This is a genomic window from Pseudomonas sp. Y3 TE3536 (assembly GCF_053629175.1).
Genome location: NZ_JBRJHU010000001.1, coordinates 1,822,730 through 1,844,426 on the forward strand (window position 1 = coordinate 1,822,730; position 21,697 = coordinate 1,844,426).

General features: G+C 56.0%; 8 protein-coding genes, 2 tRNA genes and 7 rRNA genes. 4 read left to right on the forward strand and 13 right to left on the reverse strand.

The genetic code is table 11. The features are described from left to right. Positions 1-35 precede the first annotated feature (35 nt). Positions 36-1,982 (reverse strand): cyclic di-GMP receptor LapD, encoded by a 1,947-nt coding sequence (gene lapD / locus AB7M33_RS08190; protein ID WP_454242692.1) that lies wholly within the window; start codon positions 1,980-1,982, stop codon positions 36-38. Between the two features lie 10 nt (positions 1,983-1,992). Continuing rightward, positions 1,993-2,754 carry a cysteine protease LapG gene (gene lapG, locus AB7M33_RS08195; RefSeq protein WP_265970232.1) on the reverse strand — a complete coding sequence of 254 codons (762 nt, stop codon included), beginning with the start codon at positions 2,752-2,754 and terminating at the stop codon, positions 1,993-1,995. Positions 2,755-2,959: 205 nt separating this feature from the next. On the opposite strand from lapG, the gene AB7M33_RS08200 reads away from it, so the two are divergent. The 4 genes from AB7M33_RS08200 (at position 2,960) to AB7M33_RS08215 (ending at position 7,820) form a co-directional block, all read left to right on the forward strand. Then, positions 2,960-3,649 (forward strand): GntR family transcriptional regulator, encoded by a 690-nt coding sequence (locus tag AB7M33_RS08200; protein ID WP_027595476.1) that lies wholly within the window; start codon positions 2,960-2,962, stop codon positions 3,647-3,649. A gap of 115 nt (positions 3,650-3,764) precedes the next feature. Then, positions 3,765-4,268, forward strand: coding sequence for a sigma-70 family RNA polymerase sigma factor (locus AB7M33_RS08205; protein WP_265970230.1), 504 nt, complete (start codon positions 3,765-3,767; stop codon positions 4,266-4,268). Continuing rightward, complete coding sequence (locus AB7M33_RS08210) at positions 4,265-5,233, forward strand: FecR domain-containing protein (RefSeq protein ID WP_454242693.1); 969 nt, start codon at positions 4,265-4,267, stop codon at positions 5,231-5,233. Before AB7M33_RS08205 ends, AB7M33_RS08210 begins: the two co-directional genes overlap by 4 nt. A 172-nt stretch (positions 5,234-5,405) precedes the next feature. After that, positions 5,406-7,820, forward strand: a complete 2,415-nt coding sequence (locus tag AB7M33_RS08215; protein ID WP_454244207.1) for a TonB-dependent siderophore receptor — start codon at positions 5,406-5,408, stop codon at positions 7,818-7,820. A 53-nt stretch (positions 7,821-7,873) separates the two neighbouring features. Here the strand turns inward: AB7M33_RS08215 and rrf (AB7M33_RS08220) are convergent. From rrf (AB7M33_RS08220) to AB7M33_RS08270, 11 genes are all read right to left on the reverse strand, one after another. Continuing rightward, positions 7,874-7,989, reverse strand: a 5S ribosomal RNA gene (gene rrf, locus AB7M33_RS08220). A 109-nt stretch (positions 7,990-8,098) separates the two neighbouring features. Continuing rightward, positions 8,099-8,214 (reverse strand): 5S ribosomal RNA (rrf, locus tag AB7M33_RS08225). Between the two features lie 129 nt (positions 8,215-8,343). Next, positions 8,344-11,235, reverse strand: a 23S ribosomal RNA gene (locus AB7M33_RS08230). A gap of 229 nt (positions 11,236-11,464) precedes the next feature. Next, positions 11,465-11,540 (reverse strand) — tRNA-Ala (locus tag AB7M33_RS08235). Positions 11,541-11,546: 6 nt separating this feature from the next. Beyond that, positions 11,547-11,623, reverse strand: a tRNA-Ile gene (locus AB7M33_RS08240). Positions 11,624-11,700: 77 nt separating this feature from the next. Beyond that, positions 11,701-13,237: ribosomal RNA gene (locus tag AB7M33_RS08245) — 16S ribosomal RNA — on the reverse strand. Positions 13,238-13,687: 450 nt separating this feature from the next. Further along, positions 13,688-13,803 (reverse strand): 5S ribosomal RNA (gene rrf, locus AB7M33_RS08250). Positions 13,804-13,932: 129 nt separating this feature from the next. Next, positions 13,933-16,824 (reverse strand): 23S ribosomal RNA (locus tag AB7M33_RS08255). Positions 16,825-17,136: 312 nt separating this feature from the next. After that, a 16S ribosomal RNA gene (locus AB7M33_RS08260) occupies positions 17,137-18,673 on the reverse strand. The 16S, 23S and 5S rRNA genes sit together here with 2 tRNA genes alongside, the layout of an rRNA operon. A 567-nt stretch (positions 18,674-19,240) precedes the next feature. After that, entirely contained in the window at positions 19,241-20,461 is a 1,221-nt protein-coding gene (locus AB7M33_RS08265; RefSeq protein WP_454242694.1) for a CaiB/BaiF CoA transferase family protein, read from the reverse strand. A gap of 14 nt (positions 20,462-20,475) precedes the next feature. Continuing rightward, positions 20,476-21,657, reverse strand: a complete 1,182-nt coding sequence (locus AB7M33_RS08270) for an acyl-CoA dehydrogenase (RefSeq protein WP_027591941.1) — start codon at positions 21,655-21,657, stop codon at positions 20,476-20,478. Between the last annotated feature and the right edge of the window lie 40 nt (positions 21,658-21,697).

The window sequence follows — 21,697 nt, forward strand, 5'->3', positions numbered from 1 at the left end:
TGGCCTCTTCGCAGCACAAGGCTGCTCCTACCCGGTCAGCGCCAGGGTGCGGGCTCACCCACCAACTGCCCCTGAATACCGCCCACGCCCATTTCCCGCAGCACCAACCTTTCCCCTTCCGTCTCGACCCGTTCAGCAATCAACGGCAGGTCGATGCTGTGCGCCGCGCGCTGTATCGCTTCGATGAACAGGCGCTTGTGTTGTTCATGGTCGATGTTACGGATATAGCTACCATCGATCTTCAGGTACGCAAGGCCCAGGTGCGCCAGGTTGCCAATCATGCTGAACCGGCCGCCAAAGCGCTGCAGCGCCAGCCCGAAGCCATGCGCGTGCAGGCGCCGGGTCAGCTGTTCGAGGGCTGACTGTTCGGGCAATTGCTCTTCGCCGATCTCGAATGTCAGGCGTGGGCCCAGCGCCGCATGCTGGCTCAACAGCTCGTAGACGCGTTGCAGCGCCTTGGGGTCGGCCAAGGTTGCAGCGGACAGGTTCAGCGCCAGCACCTGATCATGAGTGCGCAGGTGGGCAAGCACCTTTTCCAGCACCAGCAGATCCAGGCGCGGCATCCAGCCAAAGCGCTCCAGCCAAGGCAAGAAGCGCCCGGCCGGCAACGCCTCGCCCTGCTCATCGTGCAAACGCGAGATCACTTTGTGGTGCAGTACCCGCTGCCCTGTGGCGCAGTCCACCACCGGCTGGAAGAACAGTTCGAATTGCCCATTGACGAAGGCCTGTTCGAGCCGCTCATGCCAGGCATGATGGCTATCACCGGCCACCGCGGCCGCACCCTGTTCAAGGCACACCCAGCCCGGCGCCGGCTGGTTTTCGGCACGCGCCAGGGCCTCGTCGGCGAGCTTCAGCAATGCCTGTGGCGCATCGCCAGGGGTGAACGGCGCAAGGCCGATGCACGCCACCGGGTCGACATCACTGGCGCCCGTCTCGTGCAGGCTCTGCAGTGTCGCCTCCAGGGCCTGGGCGAGCTGTACCGCCTCTTCATGCACCATGCCCGGCGCCAGCACGGCGAACTCGCCCCCACGGCTGCGCGAGATCAGGTCTTTGGTCTCCGGGTAGCTGGCACAGGTGCGGCGCAGCTGCTCGCCCACTGCCTGCAACAGCTGATCGGTGCGCTGCCCGCCCAGGCGCGCGTTAAGGCCTGCCAGGCCCTGAACCCGCAGCAACAACAAGTAACCGGCGCGCGCCTCTTCCAGGTTGCTGACGCGCGTATTCAGTTGCATCTCGAAATAGCGGCGGTTGGACAAGCCGGTGAGGCTGTCCTGGTAGGACTCTGCGCGCAGCCGCTCACTGCGCTCGGCCTGCTCGGTAAACAGTGCCTTGAGCTTCTCGACCATCTGGTTCATTGCCTGCACCACACGGCGCAGCTCAGGGGTGCGCGGCAGGTCTGGCAGGCTGAGGAATTCGCGCCGGGCGATGGCATGGGATTGCTCGACCATGTAATCCAGCGGCCGCAATTGCCGACGCAGCAGCAAGGCGCCGAGCACCGCGCTGGCGGCACCGCACAGCAACAACCAACCCAGGCTGCCCAACGCACTCTGCCAGAGCTTGGCAATGGCGAACATCGGATGGCTGATCACCTCCACCCGCGCCGCCTGCTGCCAGCCACGGCTAACGATGGCATCCCCACCTGCGGCTTCAAGGCCAATGAGGTGGACGAACCAGGCCGGCACACCCCCCGGGTCGGGCTCGGCGTGGCGTTCCACCAGCACGGCATTGGAGCCCAGGTCGACAACCTTGATGCTCGCATAGTAGCCACTGTCGAAGATCGAGCTGACCATCAGTTCGACCATCGCCGGGTCGTCGATATTAGGCGTCAGCGACAGCGCCAAGGCAGTGGCCGCGTCCTGGGCGTGCGAACGCAGCTGGTTGACGTACTGGCTGCGCGAGCTCTCCAGGCTGACCATGAAGCTGCCGCTGAAAGCGACCACCAGGAACAGGCAAATGGCCAACAGCAATTGTTTGAACAGTGACATCTGTGCTCCTTCAGTAAACCGGCTCGGCCGGGAACCCTTCGGCCTGCATTTTCTTCAGCAAATCCTGCCAACGTGACAGGCGCTTGGTATCGCCGACCTTCTTGTTGCCGGCGGCGCCTGTCAGCCACAACCCCTCGCCATTGAAGGCGTACACCGGCAGCAAGTCGGGGCGCTGGCTCGCCGGCTTGATGGCATCCATCAGGCTGTCGAGCACCAACGGCTGAGCCTGTGGGCTGGCATAATAGGTCAGTACCATGTGCGCCCGGTTCTGCCGCAGCGCCTTGACGTAGGTGATGCGCAGCTTCTCGCTGGGGATGCCCATACGTCGCAGACTGAAATACTTGGCAATAGCGTAGTCCTCGCAATCACCGGCCCCCTTGATCAGGGCCTGGACCGGCGTGGCCCAGTAATCGACCTCATGCCACAAGTCGATGTCTTCGACGTAGCGCAATTGCTGGTTGAAGAAGCGATTGACCACTTGCAGCCGTTCCAGCTCACTGCCCTGCTTCTGCGTGGCCATCAGGTTCTGCCAGGCGTCGATACGCCCCTGCCCCGCGCCAAGCGGGCCATACAGCGCCTGCGACTGGCGGCTGATCTGGGAAAAATCCCAATCCGCGTGCAAGCCGCCCAGTAGCAAGCTACCCAGCAGCGCGGCAAGGCCGACACGTCGCACAGCGGTTTTGAACATCCAGGATATCGCCACTGCGAAGACCTGTTCAGACCCGTCGAAAGCAGCGATGGTGCGGCCTGCCAGTACAAAAAACAATGGCACCCTGCAATCACGCAGCCAATGGTCGGGCCATACTGACTTTATGGCTATCTCGTTCTATGTACCGCTTCCTTTGCCAAGCGACTTCATACACCATAGCCGCGGCCTTGGGTCGGCCGCTCCAGTGCGGTCGACGGTTTGACAAGCCCCCTTGCCTGTTACTACTGTCATTGGATCCAACTTTTCTTATCGTCGAGGCAGACTCCGCGTGGCCGAGAAAATCAAACTGAGCAACGTGCTGGCTAGCGAACAGCTATCCCCACACATGGCACGTGCTGTTATCGAGGAGCGCCTGCGCAGCGCCATTCTTGATGGTCGTCTGCCGCCAGGTACTGCCGTGCGTCAGCAAGAGCTCGCCACCTTGTTCGGGGTCAGCCGCATGCCCGTGCGCGAGGCCTTGCGCCAGCTCGAAGCGCAATCGCTGCTGAACGTGGAGATGCACAAGGGCGCAGTGGTTGCGCCCTTGATTGGCGAAGACGCGGTGGACACCTACGCCCTGCGTGTTCTGCTCGAAAGCGAGGCCCTGCGCCAGTCCATTCCGTTGCTCGATGCCGATGACATCGCCCGCGCGCGCGGGTATATCCAGCAACTGGAAAACGAAACCCGTCACGCCGAAATCGGCCGCCTCAACCGCCTGTTCCACATGGCGCTGTACAGCAAGGCGCCGAACAAGAAGTTACTGCGCCTGATCGAGAACGAGCTCAACGAAGAAGAGCGCTTTCTGCGCTTCCATCTCTCGTCGATGGGGCTGGGCAAGCTCACCCAGGACGATCACAACGCGCTGGTGGATGCGGCCAGCGACAAGCTGGTGGATGAAGCAGTCGCGGTGCTTGAGCAGCACTTGAACTCAGGGGCGCGTGTTATCAGGCAGTATCTGGATTCACAGCTAGGGCGATAACCGGTTCTGAGCGGGATAGCCGGTCGCCCGACATCAGCCTGTTGCAAAATAAACGGGCTCCGCAAACAATGAGACTAATTATCATTTATGTCCATTGAAGCCAGCGCCTTCCTCCATGCCTTCCAATGACTCAGTGCAAACGCTCTACAGTGACCACCACGGCTGGTTGCATGCCTGGCTGCGTAGCAAGCTGGGTAACGCCGCCGATGCCGCAGACCTGGCCCAGGACACGTTCGTCCGGCTGTTACAGCGTGGCGAGCAGGTACAGCTCAATACGCCAAGGGCCTTCTTGCGCACCGTGGCGCGCGGGCTGGTGATCGATCACTGGCGCCGTGAAGAATTGCACCGGGCTTACCTCGAAGCCTTGGCCCACCTGCCGGAAGCCTTGGCACCCTCGGTGGAAACCCGCGAGGTGCTGCTCGAACTGCTGGAGCGTATCGCACGCATGCTCGATGGCCTCAAGCCAAAGGTGCGCCGCGCTTTTCTGCTGGCCCAGTGCGAAGGGCTGAAACACCAGGCGATCGCCGAGCAGATGGGTATCTCGGTGCGCACGGTGGAGCGCTACATTGCTGATGCGCTTTACCATTGCTACCTGCTGCGCTTTGAAGACGAGCGATGACAGCCGCCGCCCCTTCCGCCAAAGCGGTCAAGCAAGCCATTCAGTGGATGCTCAGGCTACGAGAAAGCGGCAATAGCCCCGTGCTGCTGCAGCAATGCGAGCAGTGGCGTAGCGCACGGCACGAGCACGAACTGGCCTGGCAACGGGTAGTTCACCTGCATCAGGACCTTGACCTGCGCGCCATCCCCGGCGCGGGGGTTGCCCTACAGACCTTGGAAACCAGCCAGCGGCGCCTGCACCGTCGCCAGGCGCTCAAGTTGCTTGGCTGCGCTGCCATGGCGGGCTCGGCGACATGGCTGGCGAAAGACCTCGATACCGTCAGCGGCTGGACTGCGGACTACGCGACTGCCACGGGCGAACGGCGTAGCTTCCAACTACCCGATGGCTCGCTGATGCAACTCAACACGCGCAGTGCGGTAGACCTCGCTTTCGACGATCAGCAGCGCTTGCTCCGCCTCAGGCATGGGGAGCTGATGCTCACGTGCAGTGACGCACATAACCAGGCTCGCCCTCTGCTGGTACAGACGCAAGATGCCCTGCTCGAAGGTTTCGACGGGCGCTTTGTGGTGCGCCAGGAGCCTGGCTGCACACGGGTCAGCGTCAGCCACGGCAACGTGGCGATACACCGGCCGGGGAACGGCCAGGTGCAGTGGATTGCCCGCGGCCAGCACTGGCGCTTGGACGCCCAGGGCGCACAACGCCTGGAGAGCGTGGCCATGGACCCAGCTGCCTGGAGCGAAGGGCTGATCGTTACCCGCGACATGCGCTTGCGCGACTTTCTTGAACAGGTGGGCCGTTATCGCCATGGCTACCTGGGTTGCAGCGATGAGATTGCTGGTTTACGCCTGTCAGGTGTGTTCCGCCTCGAGGACCCTGAGCAGCTGCTGCAATTGCTGCCACAAACGCTGCCTGTGAGGCTTCGTCAACGCACGCGCTGGTGGATACGTGTGGAGCAGGTTGCCTGACTTCACCCAAGCGCTGATCTTTTTGGCGGGTTTTGGGCGCCGATCCGGCTAGGACAGTAAGCATCGTCTTCTGCCCTCCCACCCTTCAACGGACTCTTTCATGCCCATCGCCTCACCACACACACGCGCGCCCAACGAGAATGATTTTCGACCTGTCTTGAATTCAGCCGCTCTGCGCAAAGCAGTCCAGGCAGCTTTGTTCGGCACAGCCTTGAGCATGTCCACCCTGCCCCTCCATGTTCTGGCCGCCGAAGCGCCCCAGGTTAGCCAGCAGTACGCGATCCCGGGTGGGGAACTGAACGATGTACTCAATCAGTTTGCCCGCCAGGCGGGAATCACCCTGTCGAGCACGCCACAATTGACCAACGGGTTGCAGTCCAATGGCTTGCAAGGGCATTACTCGCCTGATCAGGCCCTGCGCCAACTGCTCAATGGCAGCGGCCTGGAAGCCGTCAGCCAGGGTGGGCACAGTTACGTGCTGCGGGCCCAGCCTGAAGAGGCCGCATTATCGTTGCCAGACACCGACGTGCGCAGTTTTACCCTGGGTAATGCCCTGGGCAGCATGGACGGCTACAACGCCACGCACAGCCAGGTGGCCACCAAGACCAGCATGCCGTTGGTGGAAACCTCACAGTCGGTTTCAGTGGTCACCCGTCAACAGATGGACGACCAGGGCTCGCAGACCGTTGCCCAGGCCATGCGCTATACGCCAGGTGTGCTGACCAACCCCTATGGCGCCACGCACCGCTACGACTATGTGGCCATGCGCGGCTTCAACGACGGCTCGGTAGACAACATCTACGTCGATGGCCTGAAATCCATGGGTGACAACGGCACCTACAGCACCATGCAAGTGGACCCGTACTTCCTTGAGCGCATCGACATTCTGAAGGGGCCGTCTTCGGTACTCTATGGCCGCAGCTCCCCAGGGGGCCTGGTGGCACTGACCACCAAAAAGCCACTGTTCACGCCATTCCATCAAGTGCAGGCCACGGTCGGCACCCAAGGCCAGCGTGGCATGGGTTTCGACTTCAGCGGCCCAGTCGATGACGACAAACGTATCGCCTATCGCCTGACAGGTTTGGCCGATAGCGCTGATACCCAGTTCGACCACAACAAGGAAGAACGCTACGCCATAGCGCCGGCTATCAGCATCGACTTCACTGAAGACACATCGCTGACGCTTCAGGCGTATCTGCAGCATGACCCGAATGGTGGGTACCACGGCGGTAACCCGGCAGACGGCATGCTGCACAAGCGCAACGGGCTGCGTCTGTCAGATCACTTCTTTGAAGGCGAGCCTGGGATCGACAACTACGAACGCACTCAGCAGTCGTTCAGCTACCAGTTCGAGCACCGCTTCAACGATGTGTTCACCGCCCGGCAGAACTTCCGCTACCAGGACTCTGACGTCTCGATGGACCAGGTGTATTCCGCTGGCTGGGCAGATGCCGACAGCAATATCCTCAACCGCGCCTACACCGGCGGCGACGAGCGCCTGCACTCCTACATCATCGATAACATGCTGCAGGCAGAATTCTTCACCGGTGCGGCCAAGCATACCTTGCTGCTTGGCACCGACTATCAACGCCGCAAAGCCGACGTGGAATGGCGCTACGGCACGGTCGATGCGCTGGATGCCGGCAACCCTCAATATGGCAATGGCAACCTGCAGGTACTCGGCGAGAACCGCTACCAGCGTCGCCTGCAGCAGACAGGGGTGTATTTGCAGGACCTGGTCGAGCTCGACCAGTGGCGCTTCTCGCTGGGGCTGCGTCAGGACTGGGTGAAGGTTTCTGAGGAAAACCGCGACAGCAACACCAAGGTCAATGACGAACGCACCAAGTTCACCACCCGAGCAGGCGTGCTCTACTTGTTCGAGAATGGCCTGGCGCCTTACGTCAGCTACTCGGAGTCATTCAACCCCAATACCGTGTCCGACCAGGATGGCCGCCCACTGGCGCCGACCGAGGGCACCCAGTGGGAAGCAGGTATCAAGTACCAGCCGCCAGGCAGTGACAACCTGTTCACCGCCTCGGTGTTCCGCATCGAGCAAGAGAACCTTGCCTCCAAACAACCGAACGAAGAGTTCTATCGCCCTGTGGGTGAAGTTCGCTCACAAGGGCTGGAGCTGGAGGCCCATGTTCAGCTGACTGATAACCTCAAGCTGTTGGGCGGCTACACCTTTACCGACATCGAGTACGCCAAGACGATGCCGAGCCTGGTGTCGACCCATTTGGACAACAAGGGTAATTCGCCCACCCAGGCACCCAAGCAGATGTTTTCGCTGTGGGCCGACTACAACTTCCGGCAGGGGGCGCTGGACGGCCTGCGACTGGGCGGCGGGATGCGCTATGTGGGGTATAGCTGGGTTGATGCGGAAAACAGCATGAAGGTGCCCTCTTACACGCTGTTTGACGCTTCGATCGGGTATGACCTGGGCAAGGTCGGCCTCACCGGGGTGGATGTGCGCCTGAATGCGAACAACCTGACCAACGAAAGCTACATCACCTCATGTGCCAGCCTGAACTACTGCTACATGGGTGAAGAGCGAAACGTAAGCGCTACGGTCAGCTATCAATTCTGACCGGAAAAGACAAAGCCCCTGTCTGCATCGCAGACAGGGGCTTTGGGTTTGAATCTTGACGATGACCTACTCTCACATGGGGAAACCCCACACTACCATCGGCGATGCATCGTTTCACTGCTGAGTTCGGGATGGGATCAGGTGGTTCCAATGCTCTATGGTCGTCAAGAAATTCTGTGTGCCGGCCCGTCTTCAAGACGTGCCCGCGAATTTCTATGGCTTCTACTTAAAGACAAAACCCCTACCTGCTCGCGCAGATAGGGGTTTTGCGAAATGAATCTTGACGATGACCTACTCTCACATGGGGAAACCCCACACTACCATCGGCGATGCATCGTTTCACTACTGAGTTCGGGATGGGATCAGGTGGTTCCAATGCTCTATGGTCGTCAAGAAATTCTGTAGCCAGAATGTCCAGATGGACAGCCCAGCGAATTCGGATATGCGATATGTGTGGTTACGAACTTTCGGGTCTTTCGTCTTCACCACCGCAATCTGCGTTAGCAAATTGCTTGGGTGTTATATGGTCAAGCCTCACGGGCAATTAGTATTGGTTAGCTCAACGCCTCACAGCGCTTACACACCCAACCTATCAACGTCGTAGTCTTCGACGGCCCTTTAGGGGATTCAAGATCCCAGTGAGATCTCATCTTGAGGCAAGTTTCCCGCTTAGATGCTTTCAGCGGTTATCTCTTCCGAACATAGCTACCCGGCAATGCCACTGGCGTGACAACCGGAACACCAGAGGTTCGTCCACTCCGGTCCTCTCGTACTAGGAGCAGCCCCTCTCAAATCTCAAACGTCCACGGCAGATAGGGACCGAACTGTCTCACGACGTTCTAAACCCAGCTCGCGTACCACTTTAAATGGCGAACAGCCATACCCTTGGGACCGGCTTCAGCCCCAGGATGTGATGAGCCGACATCGAGGTGCCAAACACCGCCGTCGATATGAACTCTTGGGCGGTATCAGCCTGTTATCCCCGGAGTACCTTTTATCCGTTGAGCGATGGCCCTTCCATACAGAACCACCGGATCACTAAGACCTACTTTCGTACCTGCTCGACGTGTTTGTCTCGCAGTCAAGCGCGCTTTTGCCTTTATACTCTACGACCGATTTCCGACCGGTCTGAGCGCACCTTCGTACTCCTCCGTTACTCTTTGGGAGGAGACCGCCCCAGTCAAACTACCCACCATACACTGTCCTCGATCCGGATAACGGACCTGAGTTAGAACCTCAAAGTTGCCAGGGTGGTATTTCAAGGATGGCTCCATGAGAACTGGCGTCCCCACTTCAAAGCCTCCCACCTATCCTACACAAGCAAATTCAAAGTCCAGTGCAAAGCTATAGTAAAGGTTCACGGGGTCTTTCCGTCTAGCCGCGGATACACTGCATCTTCACAGCGATTTCAATTTCACTGAGTCTCGGGTGGAGACAGCGCCGCCATCGTTACGCCATTCGTGCAGGTCGGAACTTACCCGACAAGGAATTTCGCTACCTTAGGACCGTTATAGTTACGGCCGCCGTTTACCGGGGCTTCGATCAAGAGCTTCGCTTGCGCTAACCCCATCAATTAACCTTCCGGCACCGGGCAGGCGTCACACCCTATACGTCCACTTTCGTGTTTGCAGAGTGCTGTGTTTTTAATAAACAGTCGCAGCGGCCTGGTATCTTCGACCGGCATGGGCTTACGGAGCAAGTCCTTAACCCTCGCCGGCGCACCTTCTCCCGAAGTTACGGTGCCATTTTGCCTAGTTCCTTCACCCGAGTTCTCTCAAGCGCCTTGGTATTCTCTACCTAACCACCTGTGTCGGTTTGGGGTACGGTTCCCAGTTATCTGAAGCTTAGGAGCTTTTCTTGGAAGCATGGCATCAACCACTTCGTCGCCTAAAGGCAACTCGTCATCAGCTCTCGGCCTTGAGATCCCGGATTTGCCTAAGATCTCAGCCTACCACCTTAAACTTGGACAACCAACGCCAAGCTGGCCTAGCCTTCTCCGTCCCTCCATCGCAATAACTGGAAGTACAGGAATATTAACCTGTTTTCCATCGACTACGCTTTTCAGCCTCGCCTTAGGGACCGACTAACCCTGCGTCGATTAACGTTGCGCAGGAAACCTTGGTCTTTCGGCGTGGGAGTTTTTCACTCCCATTGTCGTTACTCATGTCAGCATTCGCACTTCTGATACCTCCAGCAAGCTTCTCAACTCACCTTCACAGGCTTACAGAACGCTCCTCTACCGCATCATCATAAGATGATACCCGTAGCTTCGGTGCATGGTTTGAGCCCCGTTACATCTTCCGCGCAGGCCGACTCGACTAGTGAGCTATTACGCTTTCTTTAAAGGGTGGCTGCTTCTAAGCCAACCTCCTAGCTGTCTAAGCCTTCCCACATCGTTTCCCACTTAACCATGACTTTGGGACCTTAGCTGACGGTCTGGGTTGTTTCCCTTTTCACGACGGACGTTAGCACCCGCCGTGTGTCTCCCATGCTCGGCACTTGTAGGTATTCGGAGTTTGCATCGGTTTGGTAAGTCGGGATGACCCCCTAGCCGAAACAGTGCTCTACCCCCTACAGTGATACATGAGGCGCTACCTAAATAGCTTTCGAGGAGAACCAGCTATCTCCGAGCTTGATTAGCCTTTCACTCCGATCCACAGGTCATCCGCTAACTTTTCAACGGTAGTCGGTTCGGTCCTCCAGTCAGTGTTACCTAACCTTCAACCTGCCCATGGATAGATCGCCCGGTTTCGGGTCTATACCCAGCGACTAAACGCCCTATTAAGACTCGCTTTCGCTACGCCTCCCCTATTCGGTTAAGCTCGCCACTGAATATAAGTCGCTGACCCATTATACAAAAGGTACGCAGTCACCTAACAAGTAGGCTCCCACTGCTTGTACGCATACGGTTTCAGGATCTATTTCACTCCCCTCTCCGGGGTTCTTTTCGCCTTTCCCTCACGGTACTAGTTCACTATCGGTCAGTCAGTAGTATTTAGCCTTGGAGGATGGTCCCCCCATATTCAGACAAAGTTTCTCGTGCTCCGTCCTACTCGATTTCATTGATAAGAGATTTTCGTGTACGGGGCTATCACCCACTATGGCCGCACTTTCCAGAGCGTTCCACTAATCTCAAACCAACTTAAGGGCTGGTCCCCGTTCGCTCGCCACTACTAAGGGAATCTCGGTTGATTTCTTTTCCTCAGGGTACTTAGATGTTTCAGTTCCCCTGGTTCGCCTCTTGCACCTATGTATTCAGTACAAGATACTCAGCTTATGCTGAGTGGGTTCCCCCATTCAGAGATCTCTGGATCACAGTCTGTTTGCCGACTCCCCAAAGCTTATCGCAGGCTACCACGTCTTTCATCGCCTCTGACTGCCAAGGCATCCACCGTATGCGCTTCTTCACTTGACCATATAACCCCAAGCAATCTGGTTATACTGTGAAGACGACATTCGCCGAAAATTCGTTTTGCTCTTTCGAGCCCACAAATTTTACCTTAGCCTGATCCACCACCAGTGAAAGTAGTGTTCAGTCTATTTCTATCACATATCCGAATTTTTAAAGAACGATCTGACAAAAGTCAGAAATCAACATTCGAGGCGAATGCTCATTTCTGAGTTTGATCAAGGTACTGCAAGAGTGGTGGAGCCAAGCGGGATCGAACCGCTGACCTCCTGCGTGCAAGGCAGGCGCTCTCCCAGCTGAGCTATGGCCCCAAATACTGGTAGGTCTGGGCAGATTTGAACTGCCGACCTCACCCTTATCAGGGGTGCGCTCTAACCAACTGAGCTACAGACCTATATAGGGTCTTGATCGTCTTCGACAATGAATCAAGCAATTCGTGTGGGAGCTCATCAGCAGGCTGATGTCGTCGATTAAGGAGGTGATCCAGCCGCAGGTTCCCCTACGGCTACCTTGTTACGACTTCACCCCAGTCATGAATCACACCGTGGTAACCGTCCTCCCGAAGGTTAGACTAGCTACTTCTGGTGCAACCCACTCCCATGGTGTGACGGGCGGTGTGTACAAGGCCCGGGAACGTATTCACCGCGACATTCTGATTCGCGATTACTAGCGATTCCGACTTCACGCAGTCGAGTTGCAGACTGCGATCCGGACTACGATCGGTTTTGTGAGATTAGCTCCACCTCGCGGCTTGGCAACCCTCTGTACCGACCATTGTAGCACGTGTGTAGCCCAGGCCGTAAGGGCCATGATGACTTGACGTCATCCCCACCTTCCTCCGGTTTGTCACCGGCAGTCTCCTTAGAGTGCCCACCATAACGTGCTGGTAACTAAGGACAAGGGTTGCGCTCGTTACGGGACTTAACCCAACATCTCACGACACGAGCTGACGACAGCCATGCAGCACCTGTGTCAGAGTTCCCGAAGGCACCAATCCATCTCTGGAAAGTTCTCTGCATGTCAAGGCCTGGTAAGGTTCTTCGCGTTGCTTCGAATTAAACCACATGCTCCACCGCTTGTGCGGGCCCCCGTCAATTCATTTGAGTTTTAACCTTGCGGCCGTACTCCCCAGGCGGTCAACTTAATGCGTTAGCTGCGCCACTAAAATCTCAAGGATTCCAACGGCTAGTTGACATCGTTTACGGCGTGGACTACCAGGGTATCTAATCCTGTTTGCTCCCCACGCTTTCGCACCTCAGTGTCAGTATCAGTCCAGGTGGTCGCCTTCGCCACTGGTGTTCCTTCCTATATCTACGCATTTCACCGCTACACAGGAAATTCCACCACCCTCTACCGTACTCTAGCTTGCCAGTTTTGGATGCAGTTCCCAGGTTGAGCCCGGGGCTTTCACATTCAACTTAACAAACCACCTACGCGCGCTTTACGCCCAGTAATTCCGATTAACGCTTGCACCCTCTGTATTACCGCGGCTGCTGGCACAGAGTTAGCCGGTGCTTATTCTGTCGGTAACGTCAAAACAGCAAGGTATTCGCTTACTGCCCTTCCTCCCAACTTAAAGTGCTTTACAATCCGAAGACCTTCTTCACACACGCGGCATGGCTGGATCAGGCTTTCGCCCATTGTCCAATATTCCCCACTGCTGCCTCCCGTAGGAGTCTGGACCGTGTCTCAGTTCCAGTGTGACTGATCATCCTCTCAGACCAGTTACGGATCGTCGCCTTGGTGAGCCATTACCCCACCAACTAGCTAATCCGACCTAGGCTCATCTGATAGCGCAAGGCCCGAAGGTCCCCTGCTTTCTCCCGTAGGACGTATGCGGTATTAGCGTTCCTTTCGAAACGTTGTCCCCCACTACCAGGCAGATTCCTAGGCATTACTCACCCGTCCGCCGCTGAATCGAAGAGCAAGCTCTTCTCATCCGCTCGACTTGCATGTGTTAGGCCTGCCGCCAGCGTTCAATCTGAGCCATGATCAAACTCTTCAGTTCAATACTGCTTGGGTTTTTAAGAAACCCTAAACTTGGCTCAGCAATCTCAAATGACTATGTGATTTCTCGCATGGTCACTTGTGATGCTGATAATCTTTGTGACTATCAGTCCATACTCACAAGCACCCACACGAATTGCTTGATTCAATTTGTTAAAGAGCGTTTGGCTAAGAGCTTTTCGTCTCAACCGAAGTGCGCATTCTACGCTTTCCTCAGGGCCTGTCAAGCGTTTATTTTGAAGTATTTTTCGAGAAACTCGTTTCACTTCAACCACTTAACTCGCTGCGATCTCTCGTAGCGGGAGGCGAATAATACAGCATTCAAAAACGCTGTCAACCACCTTTTTACCGCTGCTGAGCGGTCATTCAACCTGGTCAGCAAGAAGCTTGAGCTTCTACTTAAAGACAAAACCCCTACCTGCTTGCGCAGATAGGGGTTTTGCGAAATGAATCTTGACGATGACCTACTCTCACATGGGGAAACCCCACACTACCATCGGCGATGCATCGTTTCACTACTGAGTTCGGGATGGGATCAGGTGGTTCCAATGCTCTATGGTCGTCAAGAAATTCTGTAGCCAGAATGTCCAGATGGACAGCCCAGCGAATTCGGATATGCGATATGTGTGGTTACGAACTTTCGGGTCTTTCGTCTTCACCACCGCAATCTGCGTTAGCAAATTGCTTGGGTGTTATATGGTCAAGCCTCACGGGCAATTAGTATTGGTTAGCTCAACGCCTCACAGCGCTTACACACCCAACCTATCAACGTCGTAGTCTTCGACGGCCCTTTAGGGGATTCAAGATCCCAGTGAGATCTCATCTTGAGGCAAGTTTCCCGCTTAGATGCTTTCAGCGGTTATCTCTTCCGAACATAGCTACCCGGCAATGCCACTGGCGTGACAACCGGAACACCAGAGGTTCGTCCACTCCGGTCCTCTCGTACTAGGAGCAGCCCCTCTCAAATCTCAAACGTCCACGGCAGATAGGGACCGAACTGTCTCACGACGTTCTAAACCCAGCTCGCGTACCACTTTAAATGGCGAACAGCCATACCCTTGGGACCGGCTTCAGCCCCAGGATGTGATGAGCCGACATCGAGGTGCCAAACACCGCCGTCGATATGAACTCTTGGGCGGTATCAGCCTGTTATCCCCGGAGTACCTTTTATCCGTTGAGCGATGGCCCTTCCATACAGAACCACCGGATCACTAAGACCTACTTTCGTACCTGCTCGACGTGTTTGTCTCGCAGTCAAGCGCGCTTTTGCCTTTATACTCTACGACCGATTTCCGACCGGTCTGAGCGCACCTTCGTACTCCTCCGTTACTCTTTGGGAGGAGACCGCCCCAGTCAAACTACCCACCATACACTGTCCTCGATCCGGATAACGGACCTGAGTTAGAACCTCAAAGTTGCCAGGGTGGTATTTCAAGGATGGCTCCATGAGAACTGGCGTCCCCACTTCAAAGCCTCCCACCTATCCTACACAAGCAAATTCAAAGTCCAGTGCAAAGCTATAGTAAAGGTTCACGGGGTCTTTCCGTCTAGCCGCGGATACACTGCATCTTCACAGCGATTTCAATTTCACTGAGTCTCGGGTGGAGACAGCGCCGCCATCGTTACGCCATTCGTGCAGGTCGGAACTTACCCGACAAGGAATTTCGCTACCTTAGGACCGTTATAGTTACGGCCGCCGTTTACCGGGGCTTCGATCAAGAGCTTCGCTTGCGCTAACCCCATCAATTAACCTTCCGGCACCGGGCAGGCGTCACACCCTATACGTCCACTTTCGTGTTTGCAGAGTGCTGTGTTTTTAATAAACAGTCGCAGCGGCCTGGTATCTTCGACCGGCATGGGCTTACGGAGCAAGTCCTTAACCCTCGCCGGCGCACCTTCTCCCGAAGTTACGGTGCCATTTTGCCTAGTTCCTTCACCCGAGTTCTCTCAAGCGCCTTGGTATTCTCTACCTAACCACCTGTGTCGGTTTGGGGTACGGTTCCCAGTTATCTGAAGCTTAGGAGCTTTTCTTGGAAGCATGGCATCAACCACTTCGTCGCCTAAAGGCAACTCGTCATCAGCTCTCGGCCTTGAGATCCCGGATTTGCCTAAGATCTCAGCCTACCACCTTAAACTTGGACAACCAACGCCAAGCTGGCCTAGCCTTCTCCGTCCCTCCATCGCAATAACTGGAAGTACAGGAATATTAACCTGTTTTCCATCGACTACGCTTTTCAGCCTCGCCTTAGGGACCGACTAACCCTGCGTCGATTAACGTTGCGCAGGAAACCTTGGTCTTTCGGCGTGGGAGTTTTTCACTCCCATTGTCGTTACTCATGTCAGCATTCGCACTTCTGATACCTCCAGCAAGCTTCTCAACTCACCTTCACAGGCTTACAGAACGCTCCTCTACCGCATCATCATAAGATGATACCCGTAGCTTCGGTGCATGGTTTGAGCCCCGTTACATCTTCCGCGCAGGCCGACTCGACTAGTGAGCTATTACGCTTTCTTTAAAGGGTGGCTGCTTCTAAGCCAACCTCCTAGCTGTCTAAGCCTTCCCACATCGTTTCCCACTTAACCATGACTTTGGGACCTTAGCTGACGGTCTGGGTTGTTTCCCTTTTCACGACGGACGTTAGCACCCGCCGTGTGTCTCCCATGCTCGGCACTTGTAGGTATTCGGAGTTTGCATCGGTTTGGTAAGTCGGGATGACCCCCTAGCCGAAACAGTGCTCTACCCCCTACAGTGATACATGAGGCGCTACCTAAATAGCTTTCGAGGAGAACCAGCTATCTCCGAGCTTGATTAGCCTTTCACTCCGATCCACAGGTCATCCGCTAACTTTTCAACGGTAGTCGGTTCGGTCCTCCAGTCAGTGTTACCTAACCTTCAACCTGCCCATGGATAGATCGCCCGGTTTCGGGTCTATACCCAGCGACTAAACGCCCTATTAAGACTCGCTTTCGCTACGCCTCCCCTATTCGGTTAAGCTCGCCACTGAATATAAGTCGCTGACCCATTATACAAAAGGTACGCAGTCACCTAACAAGTAGGCTCCCACTGCTTGTACGCATACGGTTTCAGGATCTATTTCACTCCCCTCTCCGGGGTTCTTTTCGCCTTTCCCTCACGGTACTAGTTCACTATCGGTCAGTCAGTAGTATTTAGCCTTGGAGGATGGTCCCCCCATATTCAGACAAAGTTTCTCGTGCTCCGTCCTACTCGATTTCATTGATAAGAGATTTTCGTGTACGGGGCTATCACCCACTATGGCCGCACTTTCCAGAGCGTTCCACTAATCTCAAACCAACTTAAGGGCTGGTCCCCGTTCGCTCGCCACTACTAAGGGAATCTCGGTTGATTTCTTTTCCTCAGGGTACTTAGATGTTTCAGTTCCCCTGGTTCGCCTCTTGCACCTATGTATTCAGTACAAGATACTCAGCTTATGCTGAGTGGGTTCCCCCATTCAGAGATCTCTGGATCACAGTCTGTTTGCCGACTCCCCAAAGCTTATCGCAGGCTACCACGTCTTTCATCGCCTCTGACTGCCAAGGCATCCACCGTATGCGCTTCTTCACTTGACCATATAACCCCAAGCAATCTGGTTATACTGTGAAGACGACATTCGCCGAAAATTCGTTTTGCTCTTTCAAGCCCACAAATTTTACCTTAGCCTGATCCACTACCAGTGAAAGTAGTGTTCAGTCTATTTCTATCACATATCCGAATTTTTAAAGAACGATCTGACAAAAGTCAGAAATCAACATTCATCAACGAATGTTCATTTCTAAGTTCTGATCAAGAACAAAGATTAGACCTATAGAAGGCCTTGATCGTCTTCAACAATGAATCAAGCAATTCGTGTGGGAGCTCATCAGCAGGCTGATGTCGTCGATTAAGGAGGTGATCCAGCCGCAGGTTCCCCTACGGCTACCTTGTTACGACTTCACCCCAGTCATGAATCACACCGTGGTAACCGTCCTCCCGAAGGTTAGACTAGCTACTTCTGGTGCAACCCACTCCCATGGTGTGACGGGCGGTGTGTACAAGGCCCGGGAACGTATTCACCGCGACATTCTGATTCGCGATTACTAGCGATTCCGACTTCACGCAGTCGAGTTGCAGACTGCGATCCGGACTACGATCGGTTTTGTGAGATTAGCTCCACCTCGCGGCTTGGCAACCCTCTGTACCGACCATTGTAGCACGTGTGTAGCCCAGGCCGTAAGGGCCATGATGACTTGACGTCATCCCCACCTTCCTCCGGTTTGTCACCGGCAGTCTCCTTAGAGTGCCCACCATAACGTGCTGGTAACTAAGGACAAGGGTTGCGCTCGTTACGGGACTTAACCCAACATCTCACGACACGAGCTGACGACAGCCATGCAGCACCTGTGTCAGAGTTCCCGAAGGCACCAATCTATCTCTAGAAAGTTCTCTGCATGTCAAGGCCTGGTAAGGTTCTTCGCGTTGCTTCGAATTAAACCACATGCTCCACCGCTTGTGCGGGCCCCCGTCAATTCATTTGAGTTTTAACCTTGCGGCCGTACTCCCCAGGCGGTCAACTTAATGCGTTAGCTGCGCCACTAAAATCTCAAGGATTCCAACGGCTAGTTGACATCGTTTACGGCGTGGACTACCAGGGTATCTAATCCTGTTTGCTCCCCACGCTTTCGCACCTCAGTGTCAGTATCAGTCCAGGTGGTCGCCTTCGCCACTGGTGTTCCTTCCTATATCTACGCATTTCACCGCTACACAGGAAATTCCACCACCCTCTACCGTACTCTAGCTTGCCAGTTTTGGATGCAGTTCCCAGGTTGAGCCCGGGGCTTTCACATCCAACTTAACAAACCACCTACGCGCGCTTTACGCCCAGTAATTCCGATTAACGCTTGCACCCTCTGTATTACCGCGGCTGCTGGCACAGAGTTAGCCGGTGCTTATTCTGTCGGTAACGTCAAAACAGCAAGGTATTCGCTTACTGCCCTTCCTCCCAACTTAAAGTGCTTTACAATCCGAAGACCTTCTTCACACACGCGGCATGGCTGGATCAGGCTTTCGCCCATTGTCCAATATTCCCCACTGCTGCCTCCCGTAGGAGTCTGGACCGTGTCTCAGTTCCAGTGTGACTGATCATCCTCTCAGACCAGTTACGGATCGTCGCCTTGGTGAGCCATTACCTCACCAACTAGCTAATCCGACCTAGGCTCATCTGATAGCGCAAGGCCCGAAGGTCCCCTGCTTTCTCCCGTAGGACGTATGCGGTATTAGCGTTCCTTTCGAAACGTTGTCCCCCACTACCAGGCAGATTCCTAGGCATTACTCACCCGTCCGCCGCTGAATCGAAGAGCAAGCTCTTCTCATCCGCTCGACTTGCATGTGTTAGGCCTGCCGCCAGCGTTCAATCTGAGCCATGATCAAACTCTTCAGTTCAATACTGCTTGGGTTTTTAAGAAACCCTAAACTTGGCTCAGCAATCTCAAATGACTATGTGATTTCTCGCATGGTCACTTGTGATGCTGATAATCTTTGTGACTATCAGTCCATACTCACAAGCACCCACACGAATTGCTTGATTCAATTTGTTAAAGAGCGTTTGGTTAAGAGCTTTTCGTCTCAACCGAGGCGCGCATTCTACGCTTTCCTCAGAGCCTGTCAAGCGTTTATTTTGAAGTTTTTCGCGAGAAACTCGTTTAGCTTCAAACACTTGGCTCGCTGCGATCTCTCGTAGCGGGAGGCGAATCATACAGCGTTTAGAAGCGCTGTCAACCACCTTTTCAACCGCTGACGATCTTTCGATCGAAGCCCTTCAAACTTCGTCTTCACTATTTAACTCATTGAATCTCAAGGAGTTTTTCGTTCCGACTACGCTGGAAGTGGGGCGCATTATAAGGGGATTCGAAACCCCGTCAACCTTTAATTTCACGAAACCTTAATATCGCTAAAAAGCAAAGCGGGGAGGCCTTCGGCCTCCCCGCTATTCCACTTCTCTATATAGCCTCAAAGCACCCCAGCACTGCGCAAGCGGTGCACCGCATCGGCATCCAGCCCCAACACCTCACTCAATACCGCCTCGGTGTGCTCACCCAACAGCGGCGGCGCCCGCCGGTACTCCACCGGCGTCTCCGACAGGCGAATAGGGCTGGCTACTTGCGGCACACTCCCCGCCAGTGGGTGCGGGACAGTCACCGCCAACCCTCGAGCCACCACCTGCGGATCCTGGAACATCTGCGCCAGGTCATTGATTGGCCCACACGGCACTCCAGCCTTCTCCAACTGGCTCACCCACTCCGCCGTGGTCTTGAACACCGTAGCCTGACGAATCAACGGAATCAGCTCACCACGGTTGGCCACACGCAGCTTATTAGTAACGAAGCGCGGATCATCCGCCCACTGCGGCTGCCCAGCCACCTCGGCAAACTTGCGAAACTGACCATCATTACCCACGGTAAGGATGAAATCGCCGTCTGCTGTAGGGAAGTCCTGGTAAGGCACGATATTGGGATGCGCATTGCCCAGGCGCCGGGGCGGGGTGCCCGTGGTCAGGTAGTTCATGGCCTGGTTCGCCAGGCAGGCCACCTGGACATCGAGCAGTGCCATGTCGACATGCTGGCCGATCCCGGTCTGGTCCCGATGGGCGAGGGCAGTCAAAATCGCCACAGTCGAGTACAACCCAGTAAGAATGTCAGTCAGCGCCACGCCAACTTTTACCGGCCCAGCACCTTCTTCCCCCTCAGGCCGACCGGTCAGGCTCATCAACCCACCCAGCCCTTGGATCATGAAGTCATAGCCCGCGCGCTTGGCATAGGGCCCGGTCTGGCCAAAACCGGTAATGGAGCAATAGATAAGCTTTGGGTTGAGCGCTTTCAGGCTTTGGTAATCCAGCCCATAGGCTGCGAGGCCACCCACCTTGAAGTTCTCGATGACAATATCCGACTTCGCCGCCAGCTCACGCACCAAACGTTGCCCTTCAGGCTGCGTGAAGTCGATCGTCACCGAACGCTTGTTGCGATTGGCCGAGAGGTAATAGGCGGCCTCACTGGTATTCTCACCCCGGACATCTCTGAGGAAAGGCGGCCCCCACGAGCGGGTATCATCGCCATTGCCAGGGCGCTCGACCTTGATCACGTCAGCCCCAAGGTCAGCGAGAATCTGGCCAGACCATGGGCCGGCCAACACGCGCGAAAGGTCCAGCACCCGCAGATGTGATAGCGCGCCCATGGGCTGGCTCCTTATTAATAGAAGGCCTGGATGCCGGTCTGAGCACGCCCCAGGATCAACGCATGCACGTCATGGGTACCTTCATAGGTGTTGACCACCTCAAGGTTCACCAGATGGCGAGCCACGCCGAACTCATCGGAAATGCCGTTACCCCCCAGCATGTCACGTGCCATGCGGGCGATATCCAAGGCTTTACCGCAAGAGTTACGCTTCATGATCGAGGTGATCTCGACAGCCGCCGTGCCTTCATCCTTCATGCGCCCCAAGCGCAGGCAGCCCTGCAGTGCCAGGGTGATCTCGGTCTGCATGTCGGCCAGCTTTTTCTGGATCAGCTGATTGGCTGCCAGCGGGCGGCCGAACTGCTGACGGTCCAGGGTGTATTGGCGCGCGGTATGCCAGCAGGCCTCGGCGGCGCCCAACGCCCCCCAGGAGATGCCATAGCGTGCCGAGTTCAGGCAGGTGAACGGGCCCTTGAGGCCGCGCACGTCTGGGAAGATGTTCTCCTCAGGCACGAACACGTTGTCCATCACGATCTCACCTGTGATCGAAGCACGCAGGCCCACCTTGCCGTGGATCGCCGGGGCGCTGAGGCCTTCCCAGCCCTTTTCCAGCACGAAGCCGCGGATATCGCCAGCGTCATCCTTGCCCCACACCACGAACACATCGGCGATCGGGCTGTTGGTGATCCACATCTTGCTGCCGGTCAGGCGGTAGCCGCCGTCCACCTTTCTGGCCCGGGTGATCATCGAGCCCGGGTCGGAGCCGTGGTTAGGCTCGGTCAGGCCAAAGCAACCGATCCACTCACCCGTGGCGAGCTTGGGCAGGTACTTCTGCTTCTGCGCCTCGGTGCCGAATTCGTTGATCGGTACCATCACCAAGGAAGACTGCACACTCATCATCGAGCGATAGCCAGAGTCGATCCGCTCGACCTCACGAGCGATCAGCCCGTAACACACATAATTAAGGCCGCTGCCGCCATACTGCTCGGGGATGGTGGCACCCAGCAAACCGATTTCACCCATCTCGCGGAAGATCGCCGGGTCGGTCTGCTCATGGCGGAAGGCTTCGAGCACGCGCGGCGCCAGCTTGTCCTGGGCGAACTGATAAGCGCTGTCACGCACCATGCGCTCTTCTTCAGTGAGCTGCTGATCGAGCAGCAGCGGATCGATCCAGTTGAAGCTTGCTTTACCGGCCATGAGCGAAATCCTCGAAAAGAGAGAGCAAATTCTTGCGCCC